This is a genomic window from Lacipirellulaceae bacterium, assembly GCA_040218535.1.
Lineage (GTDB): Bacteria > Planctomycetota > Planctomycetia > Pirellulales > Lacipirellulaceae > Adhaeretor.
The window spans coordinates 1,341,050-1,367,854 of sequence record JAVJRG010000012.1; the positions used below are offsets into that span (position 1 = coordinate 1,341,050).

The 26,805-nt window shown below is 56.3% G+C and carries 19 protein-coding genes; 10 read left to right on the forward strand and 9 right to left on the reverse strand.

The genetic code is table 11. The features are described from left to right. Positions 1–466: 466 nt before the first annotated feature. Together sdhB and RIB44_19325 are read left to right on the forward strand one after the other, a co-directional pair. The gene (gene sdhB, locus RIB44_19320) at positions 467–1,315 is read left to right on the forward strand and encodes a succinate dehydrogenase iron-sulfur subunit (protein ID MEQ8618729.1); all 849 of its coding nucleotides are present in this window, start codon (positions 467–469) and stop codon (positions 1,313–1,315) included. A 376-nt stretch (positions 1,316–1,691) separates the two neighbouring features. Beyond that, positions 1,692–1,982, forward strand: coding sequence for an RNA-binding protein (locus tag RIB44_19325; GenBank protein MEQ8618730.1), 291 nt, complete (start codon positions 1,692–1,694; stop codon positions 1,980–1,982). Positions 1,983–2,011: 29 nt separating this feature from the next. Here RIB44_19325 and RIB44_19330 read toward each other — a convergent pair whose 3' ends face one another. The 4 genes from RIB44_19330 to RIB44_19345 form a co-directional block, all read right to left on the reverse strand. Continuing rightward, the gene (locus tag RIB44_19330) at positions 2,012–3,316 is read right to left on the reverse strand and encodes a PQQ-like beta-propeller repeat protein (protein MEQ8618731.1); all 1,305 of its coding nucleotides are present in this window, start codon (positions 3,314–3,316) and stop codon (positions 2,012–2,014) included. 26 nt (positions 3,317–3,342) lie between these two features. Continuing rightward, on the reverse strand, positions 3,343–5,361 hold the full coding sequence (gene sdhA / locus RIB44_19335) for a succinate dehydrogenase flavoprotein subunit (protein ID MEQ8618732.1): 2,019 nt from the start codon (positions 5,359–5,361) through the stop codon (positions 3,343–3,345). 132 nt (positions 5,362–5,493) lie between these two features. Continuing rightward, positions 5,494–6,375 carry a succinate dehydrogenase cytochrome b558 subunit gene (locus RIB44_19340; GenBank protein ID MEQ8618733.1) on the reverse strand — a complete coding sequence of 294 codons (882 nt, stop codon included), beginning with the start codon at positions 6,373–6,375 and terminating at the stop codon, positions 5,494–5,496. Positions 6,376–6,521: 146 nt separating this feature from the next. Then, entirely contained in the window at positions 6,522–8,063 is a 1,542-nt protein-coding gene (locus RIB44_19345; protein MEQ8618734.1) for a tetratricopeptide repeat protein, read from the reverse strand. A 703-nt stretch (positions 8,064–8,766) separates the two neighbouring features. Between RIB44_19345 and RIB44_19350 the strand changes: the two genes are divergently transcribed. Continuing rightward, positions 8,767–11,949, forward strand: coding sequence for a sulfatase-like hydrolase/transferase (locus RIB44_19350; GenBank protein ID MEQ8618735.1), 3,183 nt, complete (start codon positions 8,767–8,769; stop codon positions 11,947–11,949). 8 nt (positions 11,950–11,957) lie between these two features. Here the strand turns inward: RIB44_19350 and RIB44_19355 are convergent, their stop codons facing one another. Both RIB44_19355 and RIB44_19360 read right to left on the reverse strand, forming a co-directional pair. Further along, positions 11,958–12,506, reverse strand: coding sequence for a hypothetical protein (locus tag RIB44_19355; protein MEQ8618736.1), 549 nt, complete (start codon positions 12,504–12,506; stop codon positions 11,958–11,960). Between the two features lie 220 nt (positions 12,507–12,726). Then, the gene (locus RIB44_19360; GenBank protein ID MEQ8618737.1) at positions 12,727–14,439 is read right to left on the reverse strand and encodes a S41 family peptidase; all 1,713 of its coding nucleotides are present in this window, start codon (positions 14,437–14,439) and stop codon (positions 12,727–12,729) included. A 748-nt stretch (positions 14,440–15,187) separates the two neighbouring features. On the opposite strand from RIB44_19360, the gene purH reads away from it, so the two are divergent. From purH to RIB44_19375, 3 genes are all read left to right on the forward strand, one after another. Next, entirely contained in the window at positions 15,188–16,789 is a 1,602-nt protein-coding gene (gene purH / locus RIB44_19365; GenBank protein MEQ8618738.1) for a bifunctional phosphoribosylaminoimidazolecarboxamide formyltransferase/IMP cyclohydrolase, read from the forward strand. 196 nt (positions 16,790–16,985) lie between these two features. Beyond that, positions 16,986–18,110, forward strand: a complete 1,125-nt coding sequence (locus tag RIB44_19370; protein MEQ8618739.1) for a DUF1559 domain-containing protein — start codon at positions 16,986–16,988, stop codon at positions 18,108–18,110. 168 nt (positions 18,111–18,278) lie between these two features. Further along, positions 18,279–18,962, forward strand: coding sequence for a hypothetical protein (locus RIB44_19375; protein MEQ8618740.1), 684 nt, complete (start codon positions 18,279–18,281; stop codon positions 18,960–18,962). Between the two features lie 230 nt (positions 18,963–19,192). Here RIB44_19375 and RIB44_19380 read toward each other — a convergent pair whose 3' ends face one another. Both RIB44_19380 and nadA read right to left on the reverse strand, forming a co-directional pair. Next, complete coding sequence (locus RIB44_19380; protein MEQ8618741.1) at positions 19,193–19,552, reverse strand: hypothetical protein; 360 nt, start codon at positions 19,550–19,552, stop codon at positions 19,193–19,195. Positions 19,553–19,747: 195 nt separating this feature from the next. Next, entirely contained in the window at positions 19,748–20,887 is a 1,140-nt protein-coding gene (nadA, locus tag RIB44_19385; protein ID MEQ8618742.1) for a quinolinate synthase NadA, read from the reverse strand. 157 nt (positions 20,888–21,044) lie between these two features. Between nadA and RIB44_19390 the strand changes: the two genes are divergently transcribed. Next, entirely contained in the window at positions 21,045–21,431 is a 387-nt protein-coding gene (locus RIB44_19390; protein ID MEQ8618743.1) for a FliM/FliN family flagellar motor switch protein, read from the forward strand. Between the two features lie 3 nt (positions 21,432–21,434). On the opposite strand, the gene RIB44_19395 is transcribed toward RIB44_19390, so the two are convergent. Next, positions 21,435–22,286: a hypothetical protein gene (locus RIB44_19395; protein MEQ8618744.1), complete on the reverse strand. Its 852-nt coding sequence runs from the start codon at positions 22,284–22,286 to the stop codon at positions 21,435–21,437. 427 nt (positions 22,287–22,713) lie between these two features. Here RIB44_19395 and RIB44_19400 point away from each other — a divergent pair, with 427 nt between their 5' ends. From RIB44_19400 to RIB44_19410, 3 genes are all read left to right on the forward strand, one after another. Further along, entirely contained in the window at positions 22,714–23,181 is a 468-nt protein-coding gene (locus RIB44_19400; GenBank protein MEQ8618745.1) for a hypothetical protein, read from the forward strand. Then, a complete protein-coding gene (locus RIB44_19405; GenBank protein MEQ8618746.1) occupies positions 23,178–23,375 on the forward strand; it encodes a hypothetical protein in 198 nt (65 codons plus the stop codon). Before RIB44_19400 ends, RIB44_19405 begins: the two co-directional genes overlap by 4 nt. A gap of 1,083 nt (positions 23,376–24,458) precedes the next feature. After that, a complete protein-coding gene (locus RIB44_19410; GenBank protein MEQ8618747.1) occupies positions 24,459–26,735 on the forward strand; it encodes a PQQ-binding-like beta-propeller repeat protein in 2,277 nt (758 codons plus the stop codon). Positions 26,736–26,805: the final 70 nt, after the last annotated feature.

Here is a 26,805-nt window from a genome sequence, read left to right on the forward strand (position 1 = left end):
CACACCAGTTTTTGGCCACACGATTGGCTAAAATGAACTCACCCCAGCGATCTCTGAAAGTTGGCCCGAAGCTCAACACAGGGCATTGCGTGCCTTCGAGGCCTTCGCTGAGCAAAAGTCTCTACCACCTGCTTTGGCAATTGTGCATAAAGTCTTGCTGTAATTGGACTAACGACGGGAGAGTGGTGGCAGGGGAATTGCACTTTTGCACACGGAAATGCGGCGAGCGTGCAAAAGTGCAATTGTCGGGGCCTGGAAGACTTGATGGCAAGCTTTGGCGTGAATGACGGAGGAAAGACTCGGTAAATGCCACAGAACACAATGAGAAAACGCCCTCTCATCGCACGAACCCGATACGCTATACTTGAGCGGAAGGCGACTGCGGTGCAAGCACCGTGGTCAGATTAGGATTCTGAATAGTCATCCCTCCAGCCGAAACCCTACTACCTAAATACCTACGCTCGCAATGATTGCACCAGCCCAAGCACCGCAGCTTAATTCGTTTGAAGTTCGCATCCTTCGCCAGGACGGCCCCGAGGAGCCGAGTCGTTGGGAACGCCACACGGTCACTTATGAGCCGAATCTCAACGTGATCAGCGTGCTGCAAAAGATCGCCGCACAGTGTACGACTTCCGACGGCGACACGACCACGCCCGTGGCCTGGGACTGCAACTGCCTAGAAGAGGTCTGTGGCGCCTGCACGATGCTGGTCAACGGAAAGACACGTCAATCGTGCTCGGCGTTGGTGGACAGTTTACTCGCTGAGAACCCCGACGGCATCGAGCTTCGCCCGATGAGCAAGTTCCCGGTGATGCGTGATTTGGTTGTGGACCGCGGGCGAATGTTCCGAGCTTTGGAGCGAGTCAACGCTTGGGTCGATGTCGACGATTACTACGACCGCGGTGACGGCCCACGGGTTTCCCAAGAAACTCAAGAGATGCGCTATCCGCTCTCCGAGTGCATGACCTGCGGCTGCTGCGTTGAGGCTTGCCCGCAGTTCACCAAGGCCGAAGTGAGTCGCCGTCATGATGAGACCGACGCCGAGTATAAAGAGCGACAAGATGCCGCCTACGATCAAGAATTCGTTGGAGCCGCCGCCATCAGCCAAGCGATGCTGTTCAATGCTCACCCGACTGGCGCGATGAACGCCGGTGAGCGGCTTGACGCCCTGATGGGCCCTGGAGGCATCCAAGCCTGCGGCAACGCCCAGAACTGCGTGAGCGTCTGCCCCAAGAGTATTCCACTCACACGCAGCATCGCCAAAGCCGGTCGTCAGACAACACTGCACATGATCAAGAAGTGGTTTGATCGGTGAGTTGGAGCTCTCAGCCGTGAGCTGTCAGCTTCGTGCAAGTCGCCATTAGCCGGCGAGCACAACATTGCTGGAATTGGCTCGCCCGGAGCGATGTCGCCCCCGGAAGTGGCCAAGAAAATAATCTTCACAGGCTCTTCAGATACGCTACAATGCGACAGTTCGCAGGTGGCAATTCAACTCAGATCTGAGCAGTAGAATAGGCACCAGCCGCCCGCGAGCTTGAGTCTCTTCAAGAGTTTCACTTCTTTTCTTTGGCAACCGAGGAGGTTGCTCAGGTGCGGAAGGCGGACTGCTCCTCGCAAGTGGCAGTGCAAAGCTGCTCAGACGTCTGCTTTCGTAGTGAATCGCTTTCGTTCAATCCCTTTGATCGCCAGCGATGTCGGAGTTCGTTCAGATGAAGCTGTACATTGGAAATCTTTCTTACAACACCTCACAGGAAACTTTGGAAGCGGCGTTTACCGCGCATGGCGACGTGAGCGAAGTGGCGATCATCAACGATCGCGAAACGGGCCGCCCCCGCGGTTTTGCCTTCGTCACAATGAACAACGATGACGAAGCCCGCAGTGCGATGGAAGCCGTCAATGGCCAAGAAATCGACGGTCGTACCGTGACGGTCAACGAAGCGCGGCCCAAGCCCCAACGCAGCGGCGGTGGCGGACGCTGGTAAGAAGTTTAGCCGTGGCACTCGTGCCGCGTTTATTCTGCCGAGAGATCAACGCGAATCAGCTCTTGGTCGTTGCGTGCAAAGACACTCTGCATGGCAAACGCCGGGTGCGACCAGATCGTCATTCGGCGTTGCACTTTGCGGGTGGGCTCAAGAAGCTGTGCGCGAGCAAGCTCGTGATAACCTTTGCCGTCGAGCTTTGCTTGAATGAGCTCCCCCTGCTCGTTCGCCAGGTAAACTCGTTCGCCACTCATTTCGAGGTGCGGCACAAGAAAAGCGTTCCACCATCGGCCCTTACCGGTGGCATCACGCGTTTCCCAGACGAGCTCACCTGTCTTCGTGTCGAGACAACGGAGTTGTCCGTAGCTGCTCATGCCATAGAGGTATTCGTCAGTGACGATTGTGGTCGGCATAATCGAGTGCAGCGAGTCGTTCTTAATTTCGTTGTTGCCTTTGGTCGATCTCCAGAGTTCAGTTGGTGTTACCCCATCCTCACCGAGGTCGAGCATCAAAGGGCCTTCGTAGAAGGCGGTCAGGAAAAGCCGCTTGCCGAGCTTGCGGGGCATCGGGACGGTCAGGGCGTAGTTGGTGGGAAACGGATACTGCCAAAGCAGTTTCCCATTCGCCGGATCGAGCCCCGAAACGTGCGTCGCATGCCAGATGATAAGCTGCCGTCGTCCGCCGAACTCAAGAATCACTGGCTGGCAGTAGCCGACCCCAGGATCATCCAGGGACCGCCACAGTTCTTCGCCCGTATGCTTGTTGAAACTCACGACCAAGGCACCGTTTGCTCCGCCGACGAGACAGATGAGTTGGTCTCCTTCGACCAGCGGAGCCCCTGCCATGCCCCAAGTTGGGAGCTTCGTGCCAAAGTCTTTTTGAAAGTCCTTCTGCCAGATGATCTCGCCAGTTCCCACCTCAAAGCAGAACAGATGCCCAACTGCTCCGATCGTATAGACCCGCTGGTCGTCCACGGTCGGAGTCGCACGTGGGCCGGCGGGGTAGCTGATGGCGTACGGGGCTTCGTATTTGTGCAACCAGAGGGGCTCGCCAGAATCGGCATCGAAAGCGTGAACCCTTTCGAGATTTTCTTCAGCAACGCGATCCGTTACAAAAACCCGTCCGTCAGCAACTGCCGGCCCTGCGTAACCTTCGGCGATGGGGGCGGACCAGACTCGATTCAGCTCCTTGGGGAGGGTTTCGGCAAGGCCCGTTTCCCGCCAGATGAGATCTCGCTGCGGACCACCCCACTGCGGCCAATCGTCGGCTGTTGCTTCGCTCTGAAACAAGCAGAGATAGACGGCAATCCCAAGAAGCATCCTGAGGGGCTGGTGCATGATGAGTTTTCATGGATTCGAGAGGATTAGCGGACAGGTTCCGCAACCGCTGCGGCAACGCCTGTACCGCCACGGTTAGCGTTGGCCACCCGGGCGGCTCGCGCGGTGCGTTCCTTCCAAACTTCCTCGATGACTTCGCCACCAACTAGTCCGTACAGGCGAGGTCGTGGAGGGATGAGCGAGGTATCAACTTCCTCGTAGGTAAGCTGTGGTTCGCCTTCATTGTCGAGGGTTGCAACCGTGCTTTTCAGCCACTTCCGGTTCTTTTCCTCGAAAGCATCACACCATTGTTCCGCTTCACGTTTACGGCCCGAGGGGTCTGTCGACTCAATGCCGGGCATGTTGAAGTCAGGCTTGTAATGAGCGCCACGACATTCGTCGCGAGCAAGAGCGCCTTGGAGGAGAGTCTTGGCCAACGGGAACATGTCGCGGAGGCTCTTGGTGAATACTACGTTTTGGTTCGTCCAGTTGCCAGTGTCACTGAGTGAACAGTTCTCGACCTTTTCGCAAAGTTCGTTAACAGTGCTCAGGGCGTTACGGAGTTGGCTATTATCACGTACCACGGTGGCCGCCTTGGTCATCACGTCGCCTAGCTGCTGATGGAGAACGTAAGGATTCTCGCGTCCCCCTTCACGGGTAAGCAGTTTGTCGTGCTCCATCTGCTTAACCGCCCGTTGGCCGCGGAGGAGTTGGTCGTACTTCTCGTCACTGGCTGAGTCATCCAGCGAGTTGATCATGTTCTCAATGCAGGGGGCAGCGAACAGGCCACTGAAGATGCAGGAGAGTAGCGAGTTAGCCCCGAGACGATTGGCACCATGATACTGATAGTCACACTCGCCAATGGCGTAGAGCCCGGGGATGTTCGTTTGTTGGTTCCGTGGCGAACCGGGAACGAGTCCACCTTCAGCCGTCCGTTCGTAATCCGCCCAGAGTCCGCCCATCGAGTAGTGGACCGCTGGGAAGATCTTCATCGGGTTCTCCCGAGGATCGACGCCCTGGAACTTTTCATAGATATGCAAGATGCCGCCGAGCTTTCGATCTAATTCAGCTCTTGGGATGTGAGTAAGATCGAGGTAGACGCATTGCTTTTCGGTTTCAACGCTGAGGCCTTCGTTGACGCAGACGTTGAAGATCTCGCGCGTGGCAATGTCACGCGGCACAAGGTTGCCGTACTCAGGGTACCGCTCTTCCAGAAAGTAGTAACGCTCCCCAGTGGGGATATCGTCTGGGGCACGACTATCGTGAGGTTTGCGTGGAACCCAGACACGCCCCCCTTCGCCACGGGCCGACTCGCTCATTAGGCGGCATTTGTCCGCGCCGGGAATTGCTGTGGGATGGACTTGAATGAACTCGCCATTGGCATATTTGGCACCGGCTTGGAACGCACGGCTGGCGGCAGCACCGGTGCAGGCCATGCTCATTGTGCTACGGCCATAGATCAAGCCGCAGCCGCCGACGGCCATCGCCACAGCATCGGCGGCGAAGGAGCGAATCTCCATCGTGACGAGATTCTGTGCGATCGCACCACGGCAGCGTCCATTTTCGTCGATAACGGGGCCGAGGAAGTCCCAGCCTTCATACTTCGTGACTTTGCCTTTGGATTCCCAGCGGCGGACCTGCTCGTCGAGGGCATAGAGGAGCTGTTGCCCTGTTGTTGCTCCGGCAAACGAGGTTCGCTTGAACAGCGTGCCACCAAAGCGGCGTTGGTCGCGGAAGCCCTCCTGGGTACGGTTGAAGGGGACGCCGAGGCGGTCCATCAGGTTGATAATCCGCGGAGCCCAGTCAGCCATCTCCTTAACCGGCGGTTGGTGCTGGAGAAAGTCGCCACCGTAGACGGTATCGTCGAAGTGGAGCCACTCGTTGTCGCCAAGTTGCCGCGTACTGTCATTGACGCTGTTGATGCCGCCCTGAGCACAAACGCTATGCGAGCGCTTCACGGGGGTGAGGCTCATCAGGTCGACATCAATACCGGATTCGGCCAGCTTCATCGTGGCCGCCAGCCCTGCCAGGCCACCGCCGACTACTAATACACGTTGTTGAGTCATCAAAGTGCCTCTCGGATCAATACGCCTTATAGAATTGTCTCGCCGTGATCTAATGACCAATGAACAAATCCAAATGACCAATTCCGTTGGCAATACGCTTGCGATTGGTCATTTAGGCTTGGTCATTGGCCATTACTCTTCTGTCTCTTTTTCCGCTTCAGGCTCGTCGCTCCCATGCTCCTCATCCATCAGCCCTGCTTCGCGACGATGGTCGAGCATCTTTTCTTCAGTCGCTTTAACAGCTTCAAGCTTCTCAGGAGTATCAACGGCTGCTCGCATGCTGAACAAGCCAGTCATGGCGATGGCAGCTAGTAAGACACCAAAAGCTGTGCAGACCTTGGAGGCACGTTCCTGCGCTTTCTCGCTCGTCCAGACGCCCCAAGTGATGCCCATCGTCCACAGGCCGTTAGCCAGATGGTAGACGCACGAGAGAACGCCAATCACATAGAGGATCGTGACAAACGGGCCCTGCAAGGCCACGCCTGCGGTGGAAGTTGCACGATGAGGGTCGAACTGAGCGTGGTCGAGGTTCTTCATCGTTTCAAGCCAAGCCGGGTTGTGGCTGCCGCCGTGCATGTGCAACACGTGCCAGAGGATAAACGCAAAGGCGATCATTCCCGTGATCCTTTGCCATGTGTAGCGTCTGTTGGACGTGTAGCGATACTGGTTGGAATTGGGCATTGCTCCGCCGATAATCACGAAGCCGATCACGGCATGAAAGATCATCGGCAGGAAGATGAACGTCCACTCAACTAGTGGCAGTAACCGACCCAAGCGGTGAATCAGATCAACATTGGTTTGGAAGGTCTCCTCACCGACGAAAACACTTGCGTTCGTCGAGAGGTGCAGGACCATGAAAGCACCGACAGGGATCAGACCTGAGAGTGAGTGGAGCCGGCGAATGAGAAAGTCGTTGCGGGCGAGAAAGGAAGGCTGCTGGGCTTGGTCCACGACGGGCGTTCCTGCGGAAAACTGAGTTTCAGCCGCTGATTCATTCGCGGCAAGGAGCTGCAAAGTTCAAGCCGTTTAGTATAGAGCGGCCCCACTAAGTGACAACCGTCGAACGTAGGGCCTTCGGAACGCCAGCAGTTCTCTCAGCCTACAAAAAAGCGGCCTCAGAAGAGGCCGCGGTGGTCTTGGTCGAGAATTCAGGCAGATGACTACTGCCCAGCTCCGATCTCGTACTGCTCGCTAAGGTTCGGATTGCCCAGCAAACGTTGTGCTTCGGCCATCCGTTTTTTCGCCTTGGCCATATCTGGGTCATTCAGCAGTGCGGAACGGAAGGAGTTGACGGCCTTTTCGTACTCTTCGATTTCCATGTGGCAGTAGCCACGCTTGTAGTAATGCTCCGCGTTGGTTGGCTCGTTGCGGATCGCATCGTTAAAGCTGGAGATGGCTCGTTCGTAGTCCTTCAGCTGGTAGTAGGCCATGCCGCGGTTCACGTAGGCGAGGGCAAAGCTTGGGTCCTTCGCGATGGCTTCGCCATACTTAACGATGGCTTCGCGATAGTCCTCCTCGTTCGCGTGACTCAGCCCCATCCAGAAATGTGGGACTGGGTCAACAAAGTCGACCGAGGCAGCTTGCTCGAAATCGCCACGGGCGAGGTCATCGTAGCCCTGGTAGTGCCAGCAGATACCACGTCGCAAATAGGCCGCGGCCAGGTAAGGTGCTTGCTGCCCCGCGGGTGTGCTTTGAATAGCGGCGGTGAAAGACTTGATTGCTTCGCCGTATTGTCCGAGCATGCGCTCAGCAAGCCCGCGCTGGTAGTGGCCCAGTCCTGACTGTGGATAGCGGTCGGGATACTCTTCCAAGATCTTTTTTGCGTCGGCGATCACGGCCTCGTAAGCGGCTTCGCTCCCGGCGGTATCGTCTTCTTCGGCGCGCTCGTCACCCAATCGAATGCGAGCGTTGGCACGCTGTAGGTAACCATCGACAAAGATCTTTAGGTCTGAACGTTCCTTAGGTTCGTAAGCTTCGATCGACTTGGTCAATGATTCGATAGCTTCCTCGTACTTATCTTGAATGAGGAAAATCGTTGCGAGCGTTGAGAAGTTCTCGTAGTCGCCTGGGTCGAGTTCAGACGCTTTGTTCAAGTTCTTCTCGGCATCCTCATACTCATACAAACGAGCATGAGCGAGACCGCGGTCACGGTAAGCGCGGGCGTCCACTGGGTCTAGTGCAATTGCGTCGTCGAGAAAACGGATTCCGGTGACAGGGTCGTTCTGATAGTTGACTTCGATGTGTCCGATGTTCGACAGGACTTTCGCGTTCTGCCGATCAAGATCGAGTGCTTTTAAGAAGTCGTTGTAAGCAATGTCAATGGAACCAAGCTCAAGGGAAGCTTCGCCGCTACCGTTGTAGGCTTCGGCCGACTGGGCGTCGAAGTCGATTGCGGAGCGAAATGCTTTCTTGGCGGCATCGTAGTCTTCGATTGCGAGCAGAGCCCGGCCCTTGGCGACATAGGCTTCCTTGTAGTCGCCCTGTAGCTTCAATGCTTGATTCAAAGCGGCAAGTGCTTCGTCGTTCTTTTCCTCTTCCAAGAGGCGGATTCCTTCCTCGTAGGCAGTAACGGCCTCGGGGGCGTAGAGGAAATTGGCGTCTACCGCGTCACCCTCGGGTGCTTCGTCTTGAGCTTGCCCGGAAGTCATCGCAAAAGTCAGAGGCAGTGCCAAGAGAACGGCATAAAGTGGAAATCGACTCATGATCGGGTGCCTAGCTTTGATGGGATTGCAAAGGGTCGTGTCGCTACAGTTAGAGTGCCGTCCACACGAGGGTCTACGGCATGACTCATTCGTTTGATACGCCGGCGACAACCAGGAAGTTCTGCCACGATGGCAGAGTCGATGTGATTTTCGCCTACGCCAAAATACCACGTTCCAACACGCTAGGCACGTTTCGAGCGATTTGACGCAGACGTTTTCCTCGCCTCACCGAACGGGTGATCGGAAATTGCGGAATAAAACGTTTGCGATGACGCCTTGTCCTATCTTCTCGGACGTTATTAAGTCCTTTCAGTCGAGATGGAGAGCGTCAGTTTTTTGCCGCAGAGCGACATAGAAGAGCTTGGTTACCGAAGCTGCAAATGTGGAAAAAACCTCATTGGACTCTATCGCTTGGCCCACAGGGCTGGTCGTAATTTAGGGGCTCTGGGTTGTTTTGCGGTTTTGCGGTTCCTGGGTGGGGCCGATGGTGGCATTAGAACGATTCTGCAAATGACAAAACGCGCAGAAGGTTCTCCGTTCCAAAGAATAGGGATTCTCAACCGGGTTGCGACATAGCACATTTACGGCATCGAGCTTGAGGGTGGGGAAGCCGCAGACATCAGCGGACAGAAGGCGATTGCGCGTTTCTGCAGCCAGTCGGCGGTTCATTGATGGCCTTTGAACGCTGCGTAAGGATTCTCCAATGCTCTCAAACCTCTTCTTGCGGGAACCCCTGCGCCTATGTCGACGTGCTGCGGTAAAGCGTAACGGCATGACCGCCGCAGTTGCGACTCTAGCAGTCACTGTTGGAACTGCTATTAGTGGGGCGAGCCAACCAAATGTTTTGCTGATCTTTGGCGAAGATCACGGGGTGCAAATGGGCGCCTACGGCACTCATGGAATCGAGACACCCAACTTAGATGCCTTGGCAGCGCAAAGCGTGCTCTTCGAAAAGGCTTATGTCACGTTGCCCACCTGCTCGGCGTCGAAGGCGTCGATCATGACCGGTCTCTTTAATCATACAACAGGCGCACTTCACAACGTGCAAGAGTTTGTCGGCTCAGCAGAGGAGTTGCAGCAAGCCAACCCGAGTTGGTTAAGCAACCCAAACGCTTCTTACAACAAACTTCGGATCGATCCCCAGTTTCCAACCCTCGTCGAGAAGTTCAGCGCAGCCGGGTATTACACGGGAACTCAAAACAAGTTTCACTTGAGCAATCACGAATCGTTTCCTTACGACCATTGGTCCACGGGTAACAATGCGGGAAAGGTGGATAACTTCATTAGCGAAGCTCAAGCAGAGAACAAACCGTGGCTGCTCGTGCATCATGTGAAGCATACGCATCGTCCTTTCCCAACGACTGTCACTGTCGATCCCTACGCCGTCGAGTTGCCGGCCCACCTACCAGACACACCTGTCGCCCGACAAGACTGGGCTGAGTACATGTCTTCGGTAGAGAAGGCCGACAAGCAGGTCGGCGACGTGATGAAGAAGCTCGAACGTTCAGGCGAAGCTGACAACACCATTGTTGTTTACGTTGGTGATCATGGGCCGGCCTATCACCGCGGCAAGCTGTCGACGTACAACTTCGGGTTGCAGGTTCCTTTGCTGATCAGCGGGCCGGGAATCCAGCAGGGTGTGACAACTGCAGAGAAGGTTAGCACAGTTGATCTCATGCCCACCCTGTTGGACTATGCGAACATTGCCGAACCCGATCTGCAACATGGATCTTCACAGCGGGCGCTACTCGAAGGAAATCCGAATGCCCGTGGTCGGGATTATCTCGTCGGGATGGTGAAGAGCGACCGATCGATCACCGACGGGAGGTATCAGCTCATTTGGATGCCGAATGCCGAAGATACCGCGATGCCGCCCGATCATACGGACATTCCTATTTGGGGTAATCCGGTATATGGCGACATTGTTGCCAACAAGAACGATCCGGCCTACGCGGAGGCTTATCGTTTTCTCGACTTGGCGGACAAAGATCTTCCGGACTATACCCGCCCCGAGTTCGAGTTCTACGATCTTGAGAACGATCGCTGGGAAGTCAACGACCTTGCATCCCTCTCTCAATACGATCCTCACAAGAATCGCTTGAAAGTTGCTCTGCAATTGTGGGGGCATGAGCATGCGGATCCCGACGTCGACCTCTTCCGTGTTACTTCGGCGATGCCTTCCCATGCGGGACCGATCGATTTTGTCGATCGGTTCGATGGGAATCGCGTCGGACCGCTCAACAACGATCCGCAATGGAGAACGCGACTCTCCGGGGTAGGAGGCGAAGACTTTCAGATTGATCTTGCTAGCGAGGAAGTCGATGCGCCGCGGGGGTTCAAGGCGCTGGCCACTTACGAGGATGCACGCAAGGGGACCGATGACGACTTCGTTGTCTCGGTCGATACGGAGTTCGACCTTCCTGGTGTGGGGGCGGGACTCGTGTTTGGATACGTCGACGAAGACAATTTTTTCGAGTTTCAATTGCTCGACGGAAGAACTGCCGCTCAAGGCCTCGACAAAGATGTGCGACTCTTGCATCGTACAGGCGGCGTCGATAACTTGCTGATCTACGAAACGGGCTTACCGAATTACCAGGGGGGTCTGTACGGGCTCACTGCTGCGTACACGGCGACAACGCAGACTTTGGACCTGAGCATTCTCAACGACCAAAGTCAAAGCTATTTCACGCACTCCCTGCAGCTCGATTCGCCGATCGCCGGAGGTAGTCTTTTCGGGATTAGCTCGTATCTTTCGAACCATGCGAAATTCGATAACTTCGCTCTTCATATTCCAGCGGTCAACACACAAAGAGGACGCATGGATCGGTTCACGTCCCGCTCAGGACCGCTGGACGAAGACAACCGATGGTCTCTGCGTCTTCCCGGTACGAATGGGGAAGACTTCGTGATCGACCCGGCTGGGGAATTCGTTGATGCACCGCGTGGCTATCGAGCCTTAGCGACTTACGACAAAGAAACGCTCTACGCGAATGAAGATTTTGTTGTCTCGATCGAGACCCGCTTCAACCAACCAGGCGTTGGTGCTGGTTTGGTCTTTGGGTACACCGACGTGGATAACTTTTTCGAGTTCCAACTGCTCGATGGTCGCACTGCCGCCGAAGGAATCGACAAGGACGTCCGACTTGTCCAGATGCGGAACGGGGTTGAATCGATTTTGGTCTTCGATTCGAGCCTGCCTAATTACGACGGCGGTTGGTATCAGTTGTCCGCTGAGTACTCCGTGCTAGACCAGATCTTGGATCTGCAAATTCTAGACGACCAGGGCGGCCTTTACTTCACCCATTCTTTAGCGTTAGATAACGACATTGCCGGGGATAGTCTTTTTGGAATCAGTTCCTATCTGTCGAATCACGCAAAGTTCGACGACTTCAAGGTCGACATAACCAGCTACGAAGTAGCTGACGGCAACCTGCTTGGTGATTTCAACGGCGATGAAGTGCTCGACAACCAAGATCTCGATCTCTTGATTGCCGCGTTCGGACCTAGCAGCGAGGCAACCGCGCAGTTCAACTTGACCTTGCCCGACGAGATGATCGACGAAGCGGATCGCGACTTCTGGATGCAGGAGATTTTCCCGCTAGTGACCTCGGGTGGCGAAGTCTCGGCACTGATTGCCGGGGAGACCGCTGGAACCGAGGACCTTGAAGTCTGGGAAGACCACTTTGGGAATTCTAATTCCGTGGCTTGGGAAGAGGGGGACTTCGATGGCAATCTTGAAGTCGACGGGGCGGACTTCCTAATGCTGCAGACCTACTCAGGTAGCGGGAGTAGTCTTGCCCTGAACCAAGCGATTCCAGAACCCAGTTCCCTGGTGTTAATGCTGATATTCGCTACAGGTTTCGCTTTGCGGCTGAACCGTCGGTAATACCTGCCTCAGTTCAGCGAAGTTTCGGGCTGCTCTTCCTCGCCGACGGGAATCGCCCGTCTGCCGTAGGCTTTGTTCGTTTTGTTGTAGGCCTCGCTAAAAGCCACGGCATCTTCGCCGGTGAATTTGCGATCAAGGGTACGCAGGAAGTCGTTGTGCAGGTAGAGATGCACGACATGATCAGCTGGCGGCCCTTCCGGTTCCTTTTTCTCAGGCTCCTTCTCCTCAGTTTCAGCCTCTTCTGAGGGTGCCTCCTTTTGGTCCTCTTCGGAGTCAGCTTCGACGTCCTTCTTGCTGGCTCGCTTCCGTTTGGGCTTTTCGTCTTTGTCGTCTTTCTTCGACTTCGCCGTTTTCCGGGGGGACTTCTTCTTGGGCGCTGCCTTTTTCTTGGCCGGCTTCTTCTTTGGCTTGGCTGTTTCCTCGACCTCTGAGTCTTCCTCGATCTCGGAATCGACTTCGGAATCTTCGAGTTCAGAGTCTTCCTCGATTTCGCTGTCATCCTCATCGACGAGATCGAAATCCCCGCCGAAAAGATCGTCTTCGTCGTCGTACGCCATGCGAAATCTGCCTCAATCGAAACGAGAAACTAGAAGTGGCGAGAGATGCTCACCGAAGAATCACCCAGTATCGGCGTCAAGCGGACCTGCGTCAATGACCCGTAGGTAGCCCTGTCGCTCCGCGACAGGAATTGCGGAGTCTGAGAAAGCTACCGACTTATGGCAATGGTCAGCATTCTTGATGTCGCTGCTTTTCATCCCGCGGAGCGGGATGGCTACGTTACCGGCGGGCTGCCATACGCTGCTGGGCCTCGGCACGAGCCGCTTCGATGCCCGCTTGCAGGATGGCATCGGTCTGAGCAGGCACCTGTCCGTTGACGGGCTTAGCGGCGGTGCGGACGGTTACATGCGGCTGTACGCCATTCTTGCTGATCTTGATGTCGTGCGGAGAATAGAACAACGCGGTTGTCAGGCGAATGCCCGCCCCTGCGTAGCCCAGCGGGAAGATGCCCTGCACGGAGCCCTTGCCGTAGGACCGCTCGCCAACCACGGCTCCACGCTCGTTGTCCTTGATGGCACCGGCGAAAATCTCGCTCGCACTGGCACTGTCGCCATCTATGAGGACGACCAGCGGTACTCGCCAAGTTCCGCCGTAGTGGGCTTGGTAATTGAAGTCTTCTTGGGCACTTCGACCCTGCGTGCGGACGATGCCACCCTTCTGTAGGAACTTGTCGGCAACCTCAACACTTGCCGTCAGCAAGCCACCAGGGTTTCCGCGGAGATCGAGAACCAGCGACCGCATCCCCTTGCCGTGCAGTCGCCAAAGAGCGGCGTCGAGATCGCGAGCGGTCGTTTTCTGGAAAGCGGGGATCCGGACGTAAGCGATCCCGTTGGCCGCATCGACAATTTTCTCGCCTTCGAGGCTTGGCACGTCAACATGCTCACGACGAACGGTCAGCCGACGCGGTTGCTGGCCTTCGGTCACAGCGACAACTCGCACGGTGCTGCCCTCTTCGCCAGTGAGCATCGTAGCCGCTTGGTCAGTCGTCATGTCGGAAGTGCGAATGCCGTCGACTTCGACGATACGATCGCCATCTTGGATGCCAGCCCGCTCAGCGGGGCTGCCGGGGATGACGTGAACGATTAGGAGGGCACCATTGTCGGCTTTCAGCTCGACTCCCAGACCGACGAAGTTCCCCTCGATCTGCGAGTAAACGTCGCGAAGTTGGTCAGCCGTCAAGTAGGATGAGTAGTCATCGAGGCCACCTGCGGCGGCGGTGACGAACTCAAGCACGCTGGCTGAGCCATTCAAGCCGACGCGACGCTGGGCCAGTCGGGCAACTTCACCAGCTAACGCCGCCAAATCTTGGGGGCTGTTGATCGAGCGGGAACCGACGACTTGGTAGAGCTCACGTCGAAGTGCTTCGAGCTGATCGGTGCTGACGACAATCGCGTTCGATTTGCGGAACGCATCGTTGGTCAACGCGATGTCCAGCGAAGTAATCGCACGCACGCCCAGTCGCTGCCAAGGAGGCGTGTTTACGTAGTGGGTGTTGATCTTGCGTAATAGCTCCAGATATAGCGACAGCGATTGCTGGGTCGAAAGCGACTGGACCGACTGGCGGTAGCTACGGTCGTTGTAGCGTCGGTCGAGACTGTAGTGGAGCTTGGCAATGTCCTGGCGACGAACCAGCGTGCGCTCGCCAGGATGCTTTCTGAGGGCCTTTTCGTAATGGGTAAGCGCTTCGCTCCACCGCTTCTGTGTTTCTAGGTCGCTGCCTTCCCGCAAGATCGCTTCGAGCGTTGGGGCTGCGGTGCCTGCGCCCAGTGCGGATTCTGGAACGATGTGGATCGGTTGCTCAATGCCTGTCGCGTAAGAACCCGTTGCTGGGGCAGATTGGGCGCGGGCAGGCGAGAGAGAACTGGAGAGACCAACGAGGGCAATCGCGGCAAGCGACCACCAGACGTTCAATGTAGGGACCCGTTTCGGCATTGAGATGCTCATTCGTTTTTGCATGGGGAGGTCACGTCGCTTGAGCGGCAACGCATGCAGAGCTGCCAGATTCAGGAGGTCTGGCGACTCTTGGGCGGCATGAACTCACTTGGCGGGTGAGTCCTTGCCTAGCGGGCGCGTCGGGTCGAGAGCACGCTGGCTACCCAAAGTCTAGGACACAAAGTGCAGCCGGTCAAAATTGTGCGGTCGACTTTCCGAGGGTCTTTGGTGGGTTGCCCCAAAGAATCGTCACAGCCGGTGCTTGCCGATGCCGCACTCGCGGGTGGTTCTGCCGTTGCAAGATGTGCCGGGAGTAGCGGTTGTGCAGGCAAAACCTTGTTGTACCTGCTGTGACTTTTCTGACGTAGGGAGTTCCCTGCCAGAGGTGCGCCTCGCAGCGATGCGAGGATCGTCCCCAATCCATTCGGTGTTTAGAAAAGCATCCTGCTCGAAAGAAGGCTGGTGTCATCTCGTCACTAGCCTGACTGGTAATTGTTACGCAGGGGCGCGAAAAGGGTTCGACAGAATCTGCTGCCAGCCGCGGTGCTACGCACTGCCGGAAGTTTGCCTTTTCTCTCGTGTAGATTTTTCCAAGTCGCGAAACCTTCTGAAGCCTCGAAGACCAGCAGTGCGTAGCACTGCGGCTGCTGAGCAATACATCGCTCCTTCAAAATGGTTGCTCGCACTGCTATCGTAATCCGCTCGTCACGAGACAAGAGTTTACTGGAGCCAACCCTCAGAGCTTGCAATGCCCGATTCTTCTAGCCCAAAAATCGAACGTGCCCTCGTCAGCGTCAGCGACAAGACCGGACTAGCTGAGTTCGCGAAGACGCTCGTCGACGCGGGCATCGAACTCTTTAGCACGGGTGGCACGCGAAAGCATCTCGAAGATGCGGGCCTGCCTGTAAGAGACGTGGCCGATTACACGGGCTTTCCCGAGATGATGGATGGTCGGGTTAAGACGCTCCATCCGAGGGTCCATGGCGGGCTACTCTGTCGCCGCGATGATGAGAGTCACATGGCTGCCGCGCGCGAGCATGGCATCGAGATGTTCGACCTCGTAGTGGTGAATCTCTATCCCTTCGAGGAAACAATCGCCCGGGAGGATGTGACGATTGAGGAAGCAATTGAGCAGATCGACATTGGCGGCCCGTCGATGGTGAGATCGGCGTCGAAGAACCATGCGTCAGTGACCATTGCGACTTCACCTGAGCAGTACTCAGAAATTGCCGAGCAGATCAAAGCCAATGGTTCGACGACGCCCGAGTTGCGTCGCCAGCTCGCGCTCGATGCCTTTACCATGACTGCAATGTACGACGTGGCGATCAGTAGTTACCTGGAATTCGTGAGCGAGGAGGAAGCAGAAGCCGCTGATGAGGGCTTGCAGGTCCCCGAAGAGGTTTCCATCGAACTCGTGCATCGCGATTCCCTCCGCTACGGTGAGAATCCTCACCAGGAGGCCTTTCTCTTTGAGTTCGACGGCGCCTCGCCGAACAGCTTGGTCAACGCCGAACAGCTCAACGGCAAAGAGCTTTCCTATAACAATTATCTTGACCTCGATGCGGCTCTAGCGATTGCCCGTTCACTCCCCTCCCCTGGAGTCGCTGTATTGAAGCACAACAATCCGTGCGGAGCCGCCACGGCTGCGACCCTCGGCGAAGCGATTGAGAAAGCTTGGGCTGGCGACCCGGTAAGTGCGTTCGGTTCGGTGCTGGGAGTCAACGTGCCCGTGGATGCAGCGCTGGCCGAGTGTCTGGCGGAGCCGGGGAAATTTGTTGAGGCGATTGTGGCGCCCGAATTTACTGGCGAAGCCCTGGAGATTCTCACCACCAAGCCGAAGTGGAAAGCGAATGTTCGGCTCCTGACCGTCGGCGAAGTTACGCCCGGTCACGGCCAGTACCAATGGAGGCAGATTGATGGCGGGATGCTTTGCCAGACGGGGGACGATCTGCCGGACGAGCCCGGCGAGTGGAAAGTCGTCACCGAGGCCCAACCCACCGAAGAGCAACAGGCGGAGTTGGAATTCGCCTGGGCCGTTTGCCGTCATGTGAAGAGCAACGCGATTGTACTGACCCGTGATCAATCACTGGTCGGTGCAGGAGCCGGCCAGATGAGCCGCGTCGACTCTGTTGAGATCGCAATCCGCAAGGCGGGCGACCGGGTGCAAGGCTCGGTGCTGGCCTCGGATGCGTTTTTCCCGTTCGACGATTCGATCCACGCGGCCGCTGAAGCGGGAGTGACCGCCCTCATCCAACCCGGCGGGAGCCGCCGCGACGAGGAAGTCATCGCTGCCTGCAACCAGCACTGTCTGCCGATGGTGTTCACCGGAAAGCGGCATTTCAGGCACTGATTCAACCGCCTGGGGCTTAGCCGGGGCTAAGCCCCAAGCGGGAAATATGCCTTAGACTGGCATTATTGGCCCATTTGGGTGATAATTGGTCAGTCAGGGCAAAAGAGCGGCAGAGTCGGGTCACATTGGCCGCTCATCGTCCGAGCAGCGCAAATTGCACGGACCGGAACAGAACTTCTCTCAGAGGACTTATGCCATGAAGTCAATCTCCATGCGTACCAATTTTTCAGACAAGAAGCCCAGTGGCTTTACGCTTGTCGAGTTGTTGGTTGTGATCGCCATTATCGGCGTGTTGGTCGGGCTATTGCTCCCGGCGATTCAAGCTGCTCGGGAGCGCGCTCGGCAAGCACAGTGTACGAATCGCCAGAAACAGATCTCGTTAGCAATGCAGAGCTACGCGACCACGGGTAGCAAGGGAGCATACCCTGGTTGGGCTCAAATGCAGAAGCTCGGGCCAGCTTCGGCGAACGCGGTCGGTAACAATGAAATCCCCATACCTTGGTCAGCGAAGTTGCTAAGCCAGCTTGATCGGCAAGGGCTGTGGGATCAGGTCGTTGACTCGAATGTCATTCTCAGCATGAATAATGCAGCGATCTACAACAATCTCCCGAAGATCGAAGAGTACGTTTGTCCGAGCCAATCACTGACGAACGATAAGCTCGCCGCTCTGACCTATGTGATGAATTCGGGCATGCACGATCCGGCGCCCAATTCGGGAGACATGCGAGGTACTTTCGCTAGTGACTTGAAGCCAAATGGTGTAGGACATGACCAGCGAACCCACCGAAGAGGCCCCGAAGTACGTCCCGGGGCCGACATGGAGGACGGTGCGTCTCAGACGTTTCTTCTTACGGAGAATATCCATAAAGACAACGATGTTGTTGGTTCAACAGGCATGCCTAGTACTTGGCTTGGTCCTGTCGTTGAGAATTTTCAAGGATCAGCACCATTTGAAATGACCTTGAATCCGGAGCAACGTTACGGATTCGTCTGGGAATATAATTCTAATAGTCCTCTGACGGTTTTCGCGGATGGCTATATGGCTCCGATTAATCGAGAATCCAGTCCCGCTCCGGCATCCTATGGTGCGGCTGGATTCATTTACGCTAGGCCTGCCAGTGATCATCCAGGGATTTTTATCGCGGCATTTTGTGACGGTGGTGTCAAGACACTCGATGAATCCATTTCTTATCAGGTCTATCAACAACTGATGACACCCGTCGGAGCCAAGGCCCGGGAAACCGAGGACACAACGACAGGGAGTCCGCCGAACTACCTGCAGGGTTTTATGAGCCCACCACTTTCGGATTCCGATTTCTAAGAGTTGTTGAAACACAAGGTTTGCTACTCATGCCGGCGTCCTCTTAGGAGGTCGCCGGTTTTTCTTTTAGGTTGGTCGCGTTAGCATGGGTTAATTCCGCGCGAGCGTAGCTCGCGGGCTAATCTAAATGCACACTCCCCTTTGGTCCCCACCCCTTACCCCTCACTAATGTCTGACACGACTCCCCTCGACACCTCGCTCCTTCCGCCGCGGCAGATGTTTCGTTTGGCCGTGGATGTGCAGCGGTGGGAGCCAAAGAAGGGAGAGACGGTCGAGAAAATCAAACTGAGTGAGGAGTACCGATTGCCGGAGTTTGGCGAGCTTGACGGACAGCCGACCATCGCCGACGTGCGAATGGGCTGGAGCGTTAAGGGGCTTGTTTGGCAGGTGGCGGTTGAAGGCAAATCGCAATTACCCTGGTGTCGGGAAGGGCGGCTTGAAGAAAGCGACGGGCTGCAAGTCTGGGTCGATACGCGGGCGACACTCAATGTGCATCGGGCGAGCCGTTTTTGCCATCGCTTCTGTTTTCTGCCGCGAGGCACAGGACGAGGCGAGGCGGAACCGATCGCTGAGCAGATCCTCATCAATCGGGCCCGCGAAAATGCCAGGCCAACGCGTCCACGCGAGTTACAGATTGCCTCCAAGGTCACCAGTAAAGGTTACACCCTGACGGTGTTTGCGATTGCCGACGCGCTTGGTGGCTACGATCCGGTCGGCCAACCACGACTCGGCTTTACCTACGCGCTGCTCGATCGCGAGAAGGGTCTGCAGACGTTGGGCCTCGGGCCTGGATTTCCCTATGAGGAAGACCCCTCGTGTTGGGTCGAATTGCGGCTCGTTGACGAATCGTAAAACCGCGCTCCGCTTGGTTGGAATCTCTGGCAAGGATTCTTATCTTTCAGGATAAAAGACGCCGCCTCAAAGATGCTATCGTCAATAGCAGCGTTGACTGGAGAATCAGCTTCTCCTCTGAGATTGAATTGCTAGAGAGTGCTGTTCCACGCGGAGCGTGGAGTTACAAAAAAACGCCAGCCAACAAATGTGTTGACTGGCGTTTAATGTTTCTACTTTTGGCGTGGAGACTAGGCGACCAACTCTTCCTCGTCGTGGTCGTGATCATCGCCTTTGCAGTCGTCTTTGCCGCAGTGAGCCAGAAGTTCTTCTTCCTTGTCGTGATCTTTGCCCTTGCAGTCGTCTTTGCCGCAGTGAGCTAGAAGTTCTTCTTCCTTGTCGTGATCCTTGCCCTTGCAATCATCTTTTCCGCAGTGGGCGAGTAGCTCTTCTTCTTTGTCGTGATCTTTGCCCTTGCAATCGTCTTTGCCGCAGTGGGCGATCGTGTTTTCTTCCTTGTCTTCCTTCTTCTTGCTCTTGGCAAAGTCGGCGGAGGCGAAGCAGAAGCTAGCGAGTGCCAGCACAGCGAGAGAGTAGCTAAGCGTTTTCATGTTTCTTAAGTCTCCAGGTTTATGGAAGCAACCTAGCAGAGCAGAAGCGCTGAGCCGGGCAGTCCCGTCCGATTGCGATAAAACCCATTGTAGGCAATATCGATTCGCGAAATTAGTGAGAATCAGTACAAATTGCCCGAAGTTGGCTGATTTTGTCCGATTTCTCGGTTTGCTAGCGAAGGGCTTACCGTGTTTCTAGCGAACTTCTAACATCCGCTCCAAGGCGACCAGCGACCACCGGGCCGTTTCCTCGTCGACTTCGATCGTGTTCACTGGCGTGCCAGCGGTAAGATTCTCCAAAGTCCAGCAGAGATGTGCGAGATCGATCCGGTACATCGTGGCACACATGCAGACCACCGGCGACAGGAAGTGGATTTCCTGCTCGGGGTGATCTTGTTTGAGACGATTTACCAAATGGAGCTCGGTGCCAATGGCCCACTTCGTGCCAGCAGGGGCAGATTCGACGCACTCGATGATTTTGCCCGTGCTGCCCGACTCGTCGGCTAGCTCGAAGACCTCCTTCGGGCACTCGGGATGAACGAGGATTTTGATCCCCGGATGCTGCTCGCGGAACATCGCCACATGCTCTGGTTTGAACATTTGGTGAACGCTGCAATGGCCCTTCCAGAGGATCACTTTGCTGCCCGTGATCTGCTCTTCGGTGCTTCCACCGAGGTCTTCAGCGAACGGATCCCACACGGGCATCTGCTCTTCGGTGATATTCATTCCTAAGGCGGTGTTCCGACCTAGATGCTGATCAGGAAAGAACATCACCCTCTCGCCCCTCTGGAACGCCCACTCAAGCGCCGCCTTCGCGTTGCTACTGGTGCAGACGATACCGCCGTGTTGGCCGACGAAGGCTTTTAGGCTGGCTGCCGAATTGATATAGGTGACGGGGATGATTTTCTCGGTGTCGATTACCTCGGAGAGCTCGTCCCAGGCGTCTTCAATCTGGCGGATGCCTGCCATGTCGGCCATCGAGCAGCCGGCAGCCATGTCGGGAAGCATCACGCGGACACGCTTGCCATTGCGTTCGGCGAGCTTCTCTGGACGGTTGGCTAGGATGTCAGCCGTCTCAGCCATAAAGTGAACGCCACAGAAGGCAATCGCCCGGCAATCGGCGCTGTCGGCAGCCAGTTGGCTCAGCTTGTAGCTATCGCCGGTCAGGTCCGCGCGGGCGATCACTTCGTCTTGCTGGTAATGGTGGCCGAGGATGAGCAGTTCAGGCCCCATCTGCTGGCGGACGGCCTCGATACGCTCAATCAGCGCATCGTTTTCCAGCGACTTGTAGGGCTTCAGTTCGTGAGTTGGTGCAGGTTCGGCGAGAGTGGTCATTGCGGGAGAATACGCTATTGGGGTCGGTTGCCAGGGCTTCATTGTAGAAGAACGGTCTGGCCGAGGACAGCTAGCATGCCAGGAGGGCTAAGGCTAGCAACGACTTTACCTTCTGGGAAAGTTTTACCTGCGTGAGGGCCGATAAGTAACAGAGACCATGAGTACCGACGCCCCCACTGCCGAAACGAACTCCACGGAAGCTGCGCTGCCAGCGTATACCCGTAGCTTGCTAAAAGTGAGCCTGCCGGTCCGTGTTCAGTTGGCCGAGAAGAAGGAAAAAGTGAAGAACGTCGTAGAGATGGGGCCGGGCACCATTCTGACCTTCACGAAAAGATGCGATGAGCCACTTGAGCTGTTCGTTGATAATCAGCCGATAGCCGTCGGTGAAGCAGTGAAGTTGGGCGACAAGTTTGGCTTTCGGATTCATGAGATCACACTTCCTAGCGAGCACTTCTACCTGGTGCGGCGTAAGGCCGAGGAGCGTGTTGAGGGTGGTGACGGCGAAGACGCAAGCGTCGCGGAAGAAGCTGGTGAGTCGTCGTAGTGTTTAGCCGTCGAGCTTGCTCGGCGCTGAGTTTGCACTCGCTTCGGTTTCCTTATCATCGCTCTCTAAGTTCGGCCACCAGTCACGTTTCCAGAAATCGTCTTCCCAAAGGTTGCCGGTTTCGATCACGAGTCGATCGCGCTTCTTGTCGATGGCTCGGTTAAGCTTCTTGGTAAGCTTCGGCCCGGTCAGTTCGCTCTCGATATGCTTACGTAACGCGTCCCCCAGTTCGCGAACCAGGGGGCCTTTGGCGTTACTGACACGTCGCAGGTTCAACTCGACGAGTTTCAGGCGCGCGTCGGTAATTCTTGGATCAAGCGCGAGGCCCGGTTTGTCCTTGACTTTGCTGGCCGTGAAGCCTAGTTCGCAGTCGAGGTCCAATTCGACACGCAAGTCACCGACGATTTCTAGTGCAATCAGGTGAACGCCATAGTTGTAGACTTTCGCACGTGCCCAAGCATCGAGCGTTGTCGCAACTTTCAAAGTGAATCCGATTCGCCCTGCTTCTAGAGAGCGCAGACCAGTGATTGCAACCCTTAGATTCTCTTCTGGTTCGACGAGCTTGATTCGGTAGTGTTTCCACGTGCCGTGGTTGACCTCTTTCTTGCGACGGCGGAGTTTCATTTTGAAGCCCTTTCCTTCGGTCCGCAAGCCGGTCGTGATCCGCTTCGTTGTGCCCCAGTCCTTCTGTTTGTCGTAAGCTTCGGGGATGGCTTGCCGGATGAGGGTGCTAAAATTCTTGGCGAGCGCTTCTTGTGCGGGGTTTTCGTTCACCGCGACGCTTGCGGTTTCGCCGTGCGTAAAGTTTACCCATGAGCAAGCGAGCAAAACGGTGGCAAGTGAGCGTTTGAGCATAGCAAGCGTGTTAGAGTTCTCCGGCGAGCTGTTAGCTCGCGGCTACCTCATTAAAGCTGAGAGCTGACAGCCGAAAGCTGATAGACATAAACATGTCAAGCGGCGATTCAAGCGGGCATTAGAATTACGTTCAATAGCAACTTGTCGTTCGCCAACAAAAAAGAACCTGCCCCAGGCCCGAAAGCCCGAGACAGGTCCTCAGAGGGGGAATCCAAGTGATTCCTTAGCTCGTCGAAGTGTCCTGCATGATGCCTATTCGTTCGACGAGTCGATTATCCATTCTTAGCGAACAAAGCTAGCGGAAACCACTTTGCGAGGTTGAGCGATCCGTGCGTTTGGATCGGCAACTGGCGCGGGTGGGATTGGAGCAGCTTCGGTTGGGACGCTGACTTCAGCGGGAGCCGAGGAAGCAGCAGAAGCACCAGCGGTGCATCCGCAGCTTGGAGCGGCGCCACAGCAGCCATCGTTGCAACCGCAGCTTGCTTCGCAGCAGCCGTTGCTGCATCCGCAAGAAGCTTCACAGCAACCGTTCGAGCATCCGCAAGAAGCTTCGCAGCAAGAAGACTTGCAGCACTTCTTACGACCGAACAGCTTGCTCAAGAAGCAGCTACGCTTTTTCTTGCAGCAGCAGCTCGAAGCGCAACCGCAGCTTGCTTCGCAGCAACCGTCGCTGCATCCGCACGAGGCTTCGCAGCAGTTGTCACCGCAGCAGCCATCGCCACAGCAGTCGTCGGCACATCCGCAAGAAGCTTCGCAGCAGCAGTCGTCACCGCAGCAGCCATCGCCGCAGCAGTTGTCTGAGCAGCCACAGCTTGCTTCGCAGCAGCAGCTTTTCTTGCGATTGAAGAGCTTGCTCAAGCAGCAGGTACGCTTCTTCTTGCAGCAGCAGCTTTGAGCAGCGCAACCGCAGGAAGCTTCGCAGCAGCTGTCACCGCAGCAGCCATCGCCGCAGCAGTCGTCAGCACATCCGCAAGAGGCTTCGCAGCAACCGTTACCACAGCAGCCATCGCCGCAGCAGTCGTCGGCGCAACCGCAGGAAGCTTCGCAGCATCCGTCACCGCAGCAGCCATCACCACAGCAGTCGTCTGAGCATCCGCACGAGGCTTCGCAGCAGCACTTGCTCTTACGGCTGAAGAGCTTGCTCAAGAAGCAGCTACGCTTCTTCTTGCAGCAGCAGCTCGAAGCGCAACCGCAGGAAGCTTCGCAGCAGTTGTCGCTGCATCCGCAAGAGGCTTCGCAGCATCCATCGCCACAGCATCCATCGTCACAGCCGCAGCAGTCGTCGGCACAGCCACACGACTTCTCGCAGCAACATTGGGGCTCACAGGAGTCGCAGCCACAGCCGCAACCGAGCATTTTGTCCATCAAGCCGCCGTAGCTTTGGCTTGTCAGACAGATGCTCAACATGAGCGCTCCTAACAGTTTACCTTTCATCGATCAACGTCTCCTATAACGTTGGGGACACTTAAGGTGGGTGTGTCGGAAGTCGTCGACTTCGCTGGTATGCTCCGCACTCTCGCGTTGGTGTGTCGTGTTGACTTTGAGCGAGTGGCGTGGCGCCTTATGGGTTGGCAGAGCGGCGGGAGTCGGGCTACCCAGCTCAAGTGGGCAACTTCGACACGTGGTTCTCATTGCGGCCGTCCCCGGGCAGTGTGTCGAACCTGGTCGAGCCAATCCATGACTCGAAACTCATCTGGGCCAGGAGTCCAACACTCGCAATGAGAGGTGGGCGTCGCCTCGTTCCTTTGCTGCACCTCGCTGTGAACTAACGGTGCACCATGAAGCGACATCACGGACTATCGGCCCTGAGAAAGCAGGCGCTTGAGGATGCGGAAGTAATTTTCAGCAAGTGGTTTAGGTCAACTGTTGGGTAAACTTTGCCGGTCCGCGAAGCGGTTCTTGCGATACTGGTTGTCCGTTGGCGGAGCTGTGCGAGCGAGTAGAAATAGGGCGGAAAAGCTGCTATGGTTTACCTAAGTTGACGTGCAGATTCGATCGTCTTTGTCAGTTTACGCAGCAGTCGGAAGAGTCGACTTCCGGGGAAACCATGCCCTAATCGTCACAGCTTCTCACTAGCAGCACGTCCGCTTGTCGAGTCATGCACCAACCAAGACAATAGTCCCTCCGGCATTCACGCCCCCGCCTTACCTACCTCTCCCCGAAGAGCTTGCAGTGATCGAGTCACTTCCTCGCTACGCTAATCTTTGTTTACGAATCCTCATTCTCGGCTTGCTATTAAGCCCGACGAGCGACGCGTTCGCTGAGTCGTCTGCTGGTGGTTGGGCGACAGTCCGTGGCCCTCAACAGAATCGCAGTTCGACAGCCAAAGGTCTACCGACCAAGTGGAGCCCTCGCGGTGGCGAGGGGAGCAACTTACTCTGGAAGCGCGAGGACTTAGGGAGCCGAAGCACGCCGGTAGTTTTTGATGGCAAGCTTTACACGCTGGTGCGTGATAAACCGGGTACGAAGAACGAGGGAGAGAAAGTCATCTGCGTTGACGCGAAGACGGGCGAGGATATCTGGGAACATGCGTTTAACGTTTACGCCGCCGATGTCCCTGATACCCGCGTCGCTTGGTCCTCGTGCGTGGTGGATCCCGAAACGGGTCGCGTCTACGCGATGGGCGTCGGTAACTATTTTTGTTGCTTGGAAGGCGATACCGGCAAAGTTGTTTGGGACCGCAGTCTGCAAGAAGAATTTGGCTTTCTCAACACCTTCGGCGGGCGCACGAATCTGCCGCTGGTGTTTGAAGATACCGTGCTCATTAGTGCCGTGGTGATTGGCTGGGGCGATACGCCGGAGTTCGGCTCGCTGGCGAAGCCGGCTCACCGCTTCTTATGCTTTGACAAAGCCAACGGCGACCTACGCTGGCTCAACGGGACGGGCATTTCGCCGTACGATACGACCTACAGCACGCCGACGATCGCGGTAGTGGGCGGCGTGCAGCAGTTGATCTTTGGCTCGGGCGATGGTGGCGTGTGGGGCTTCCAGCCGCGCACCGGCGTCCGACTGTGGAATTATCCCTTCTCGCGACGCGGGCTTGATGCGACACCACTGGTGGTCGGCAACACGGTTTACATGTCGCAGAATCAAGAGAACACAGTCGGCACCGCGATGGGGGCGGTCGTGGCGCTGGATGCAACGCAACGTGGCGATCTGACCGGTAAAGAGCTTTGGAAACGCTACCAGATCATGGCGGGGAAGTGTTCGCCGGTGTTGATCGCCGATCAACTCTGGGTCGTTGACGACGGGGCCAAGCTTCATACGCTTGATCCCAAAACGGGAAAGCCAATCGGACGCCGTCAGAGCTTGGGCCGCGTGCAACGTAGCTCGCCCATCGTGTCAGACGGCAAAGTCTATGTCTGCACCAACGGCGGTCGCTGGTACGTGCTGGAGCCCGACGGTCAGCGAGTGAAAATCCTTGACCGTGTGCAACTCCCGGGGCAGGCTTCGAATGACGGTTCGCCCATCATTGCCGAGGGGCGGATTTATCTGCCGACTTCCGATTCGCTCTATTGCATTTCCGACGGCAAAGAAGCAAGCTACGATCCCTTGCCCGAATTGCCGCAAGAGGACCCAATCACCGACAAGACGCCAGCCGTGGTGCAAGTGATTCCCTACGATGCTTTGCTTAAGCCGGGTGAGAGTCTCACCTACACGGTCCGCACCTATAATGCTGCGGGGCAGTTTCTCGGTGAAGCGAACGGCGAAGAAGCAAGCTTTACGGTCAGTGGCCCTGGGGAGATTGATGCCAGCGGCAACTTTATGGCCTCAACCAGCGCACACCACACTGCCGCCCTGATCAAATGCAAGGTGGGCGACGTCGAGGGGACTGCCCGTGTGCGTATCATTCCACCGCTGCCTTGGGAGTTCGACTTTGAGAGCGGCGATAAGATGCCGCTCTCTTGGGTTGGCGGTCGCGTCAGGTACGTTCCTGAGGAGGTTGATGGCGAGCGAGTGGCTTTCAAGCCGGATGTGCTTCCCGTACCACGCAAGGCAGACAACAAGCTGGGTACCCGCAGCGACATGTGGATGGGGCCTTCCGACATGAGCGACTATACGATCCAAGCCGACGTCCGTTTGACCGAGAAGGATAGCAGTTTGGGTGACTTCGGCGTTTACAACTGTGGTTACACACTGACCGTACGTTCCTCGAATGAGGAACTTCGGCTTTACAGTTGGAGCCCACACGATCATCGCACATTTGCGACGGTGAACTTTGAGCCTGAGCCGGATGTTTGGTATCGGTTGAAGCTGAAAGTCGTTGCGGACGAATATTCAGCGAATGTCCAAGGCAAGGTTTGGCCTCGCGATGAGGAAGAACCCACCAAGTGGACCGTCGAGATGACCGATGAGCGACCCATCAGCAAGGGCAGTCCGGGCCTCTACGGCAATGCCGGACCAGCGCCGTTTTATGTGGACAACGTGACCGTGACACCGAATGAATAGTGGTGTGTTCAGCGGCGAGCCGAAGGCGACCCGTAACATGAAGCAATTCTGAAAAACCGTCGCCTGCGGC

Coding starts and splice junctions, on each gene's coding strand:
- RIB44_19375 (MEQ8618740.1), top strand. CDS start 18,279: ATGTCTGACACGACTCCCCTCGACACCTCGCTCCTTCCGCCGCGGCAG.
- sdhA (MEQ8618732.1), bottom strand. CDS start 5,361: ATGACTCAACAACGTGTATTAGTAGTCGGCGGTGGCCTGGCAGGGCTG.
- RIB44_19380 (MEQ8618741.1), bottom strand. CDS start 19,552: ATGAAAACGCTTAGCTACTCTCTCGCTGTGCTGGCACTCGCTAGCTTC.
- RIB44_19360 (MEQ8618737.1), bottom strand. CDS start 14,439: ATGCCGAAACGGGTCCCTACATTGAACGTCTGGTGGTCGCTTGCCGCG.
- RIB44_19345 (MEQ8618734.1), bottom strand. CDS start 8,063: ATGAGTCGATTTCCACTTTATGCCGTTCTCTTGGCACTGCCTCTGACT.
- purH (MEQ8618738.1), top strand. CDS start 15,188: ATGCCCGATTCTTCTAGCCCAAAAATCGAACGTGCCCTCGTCAGCGTC.
- RIB44_19390 (MEQ8618743.1), top strand. CDS start 21,045: ATGAGTACCGACGCCCCCACTGCCGAAACGAACTCCACGGAAGCTGCG.
- RIB44_19330 (MEQ8618731.1), bottom strand. CDS start 3,316: ATGCACCAGCCCCTCAGGATGCTTCTTGGGATTGCCGTCTATCTCTGC.
- RIB44_19325 (MEQ8618730.1), top strand. CDS start 1,692: ATGTCGGAGTTCGTTCAGATGAAGCTGTACATTGGAAATCTTTCTTAC.
- nadA (MEQ8618742.1), bottom strand. CDS start 20,887: ATGACCACTCTCGCCGAACCTGCACCAACTCACGAACTGAAGCCCTAC.
- RIB44_19395 (MEQ8618744.1), bottom strand. CDS start 22,286: ATGCTCAAACGCTCACTTGCCACCGTTTTGCTCGCTTGCTCATGGGTA.
- RIB44_19370 (MEQ8618739.1), top strand. CDS start 16,986: ATGAAGTCAATCTCCATGCGTACCAATTTTTCAGACAAGAAGCCCAGT.
- RIB44_19350 (MEQ8618735.1), top strand. CDS start 8,767: ATGCTCTCAAACCTCTTCTTGCGGGAACCCCTGCGCCTATGTCGACGT.
- sdhB (MEQ8618729.1), top strand. CDS start 467: ATGATTGCACCAGCCCAAGCACCGCAGCTTAATTCGTTTGAAGTTCGC.
- RIB44_19355 (MEQ8618736.1), bottom strand. CDS start 12,506: ATGGCGTACGACGACGAAGACGATCTTTTCGGCGGGGATTTCGATCTC.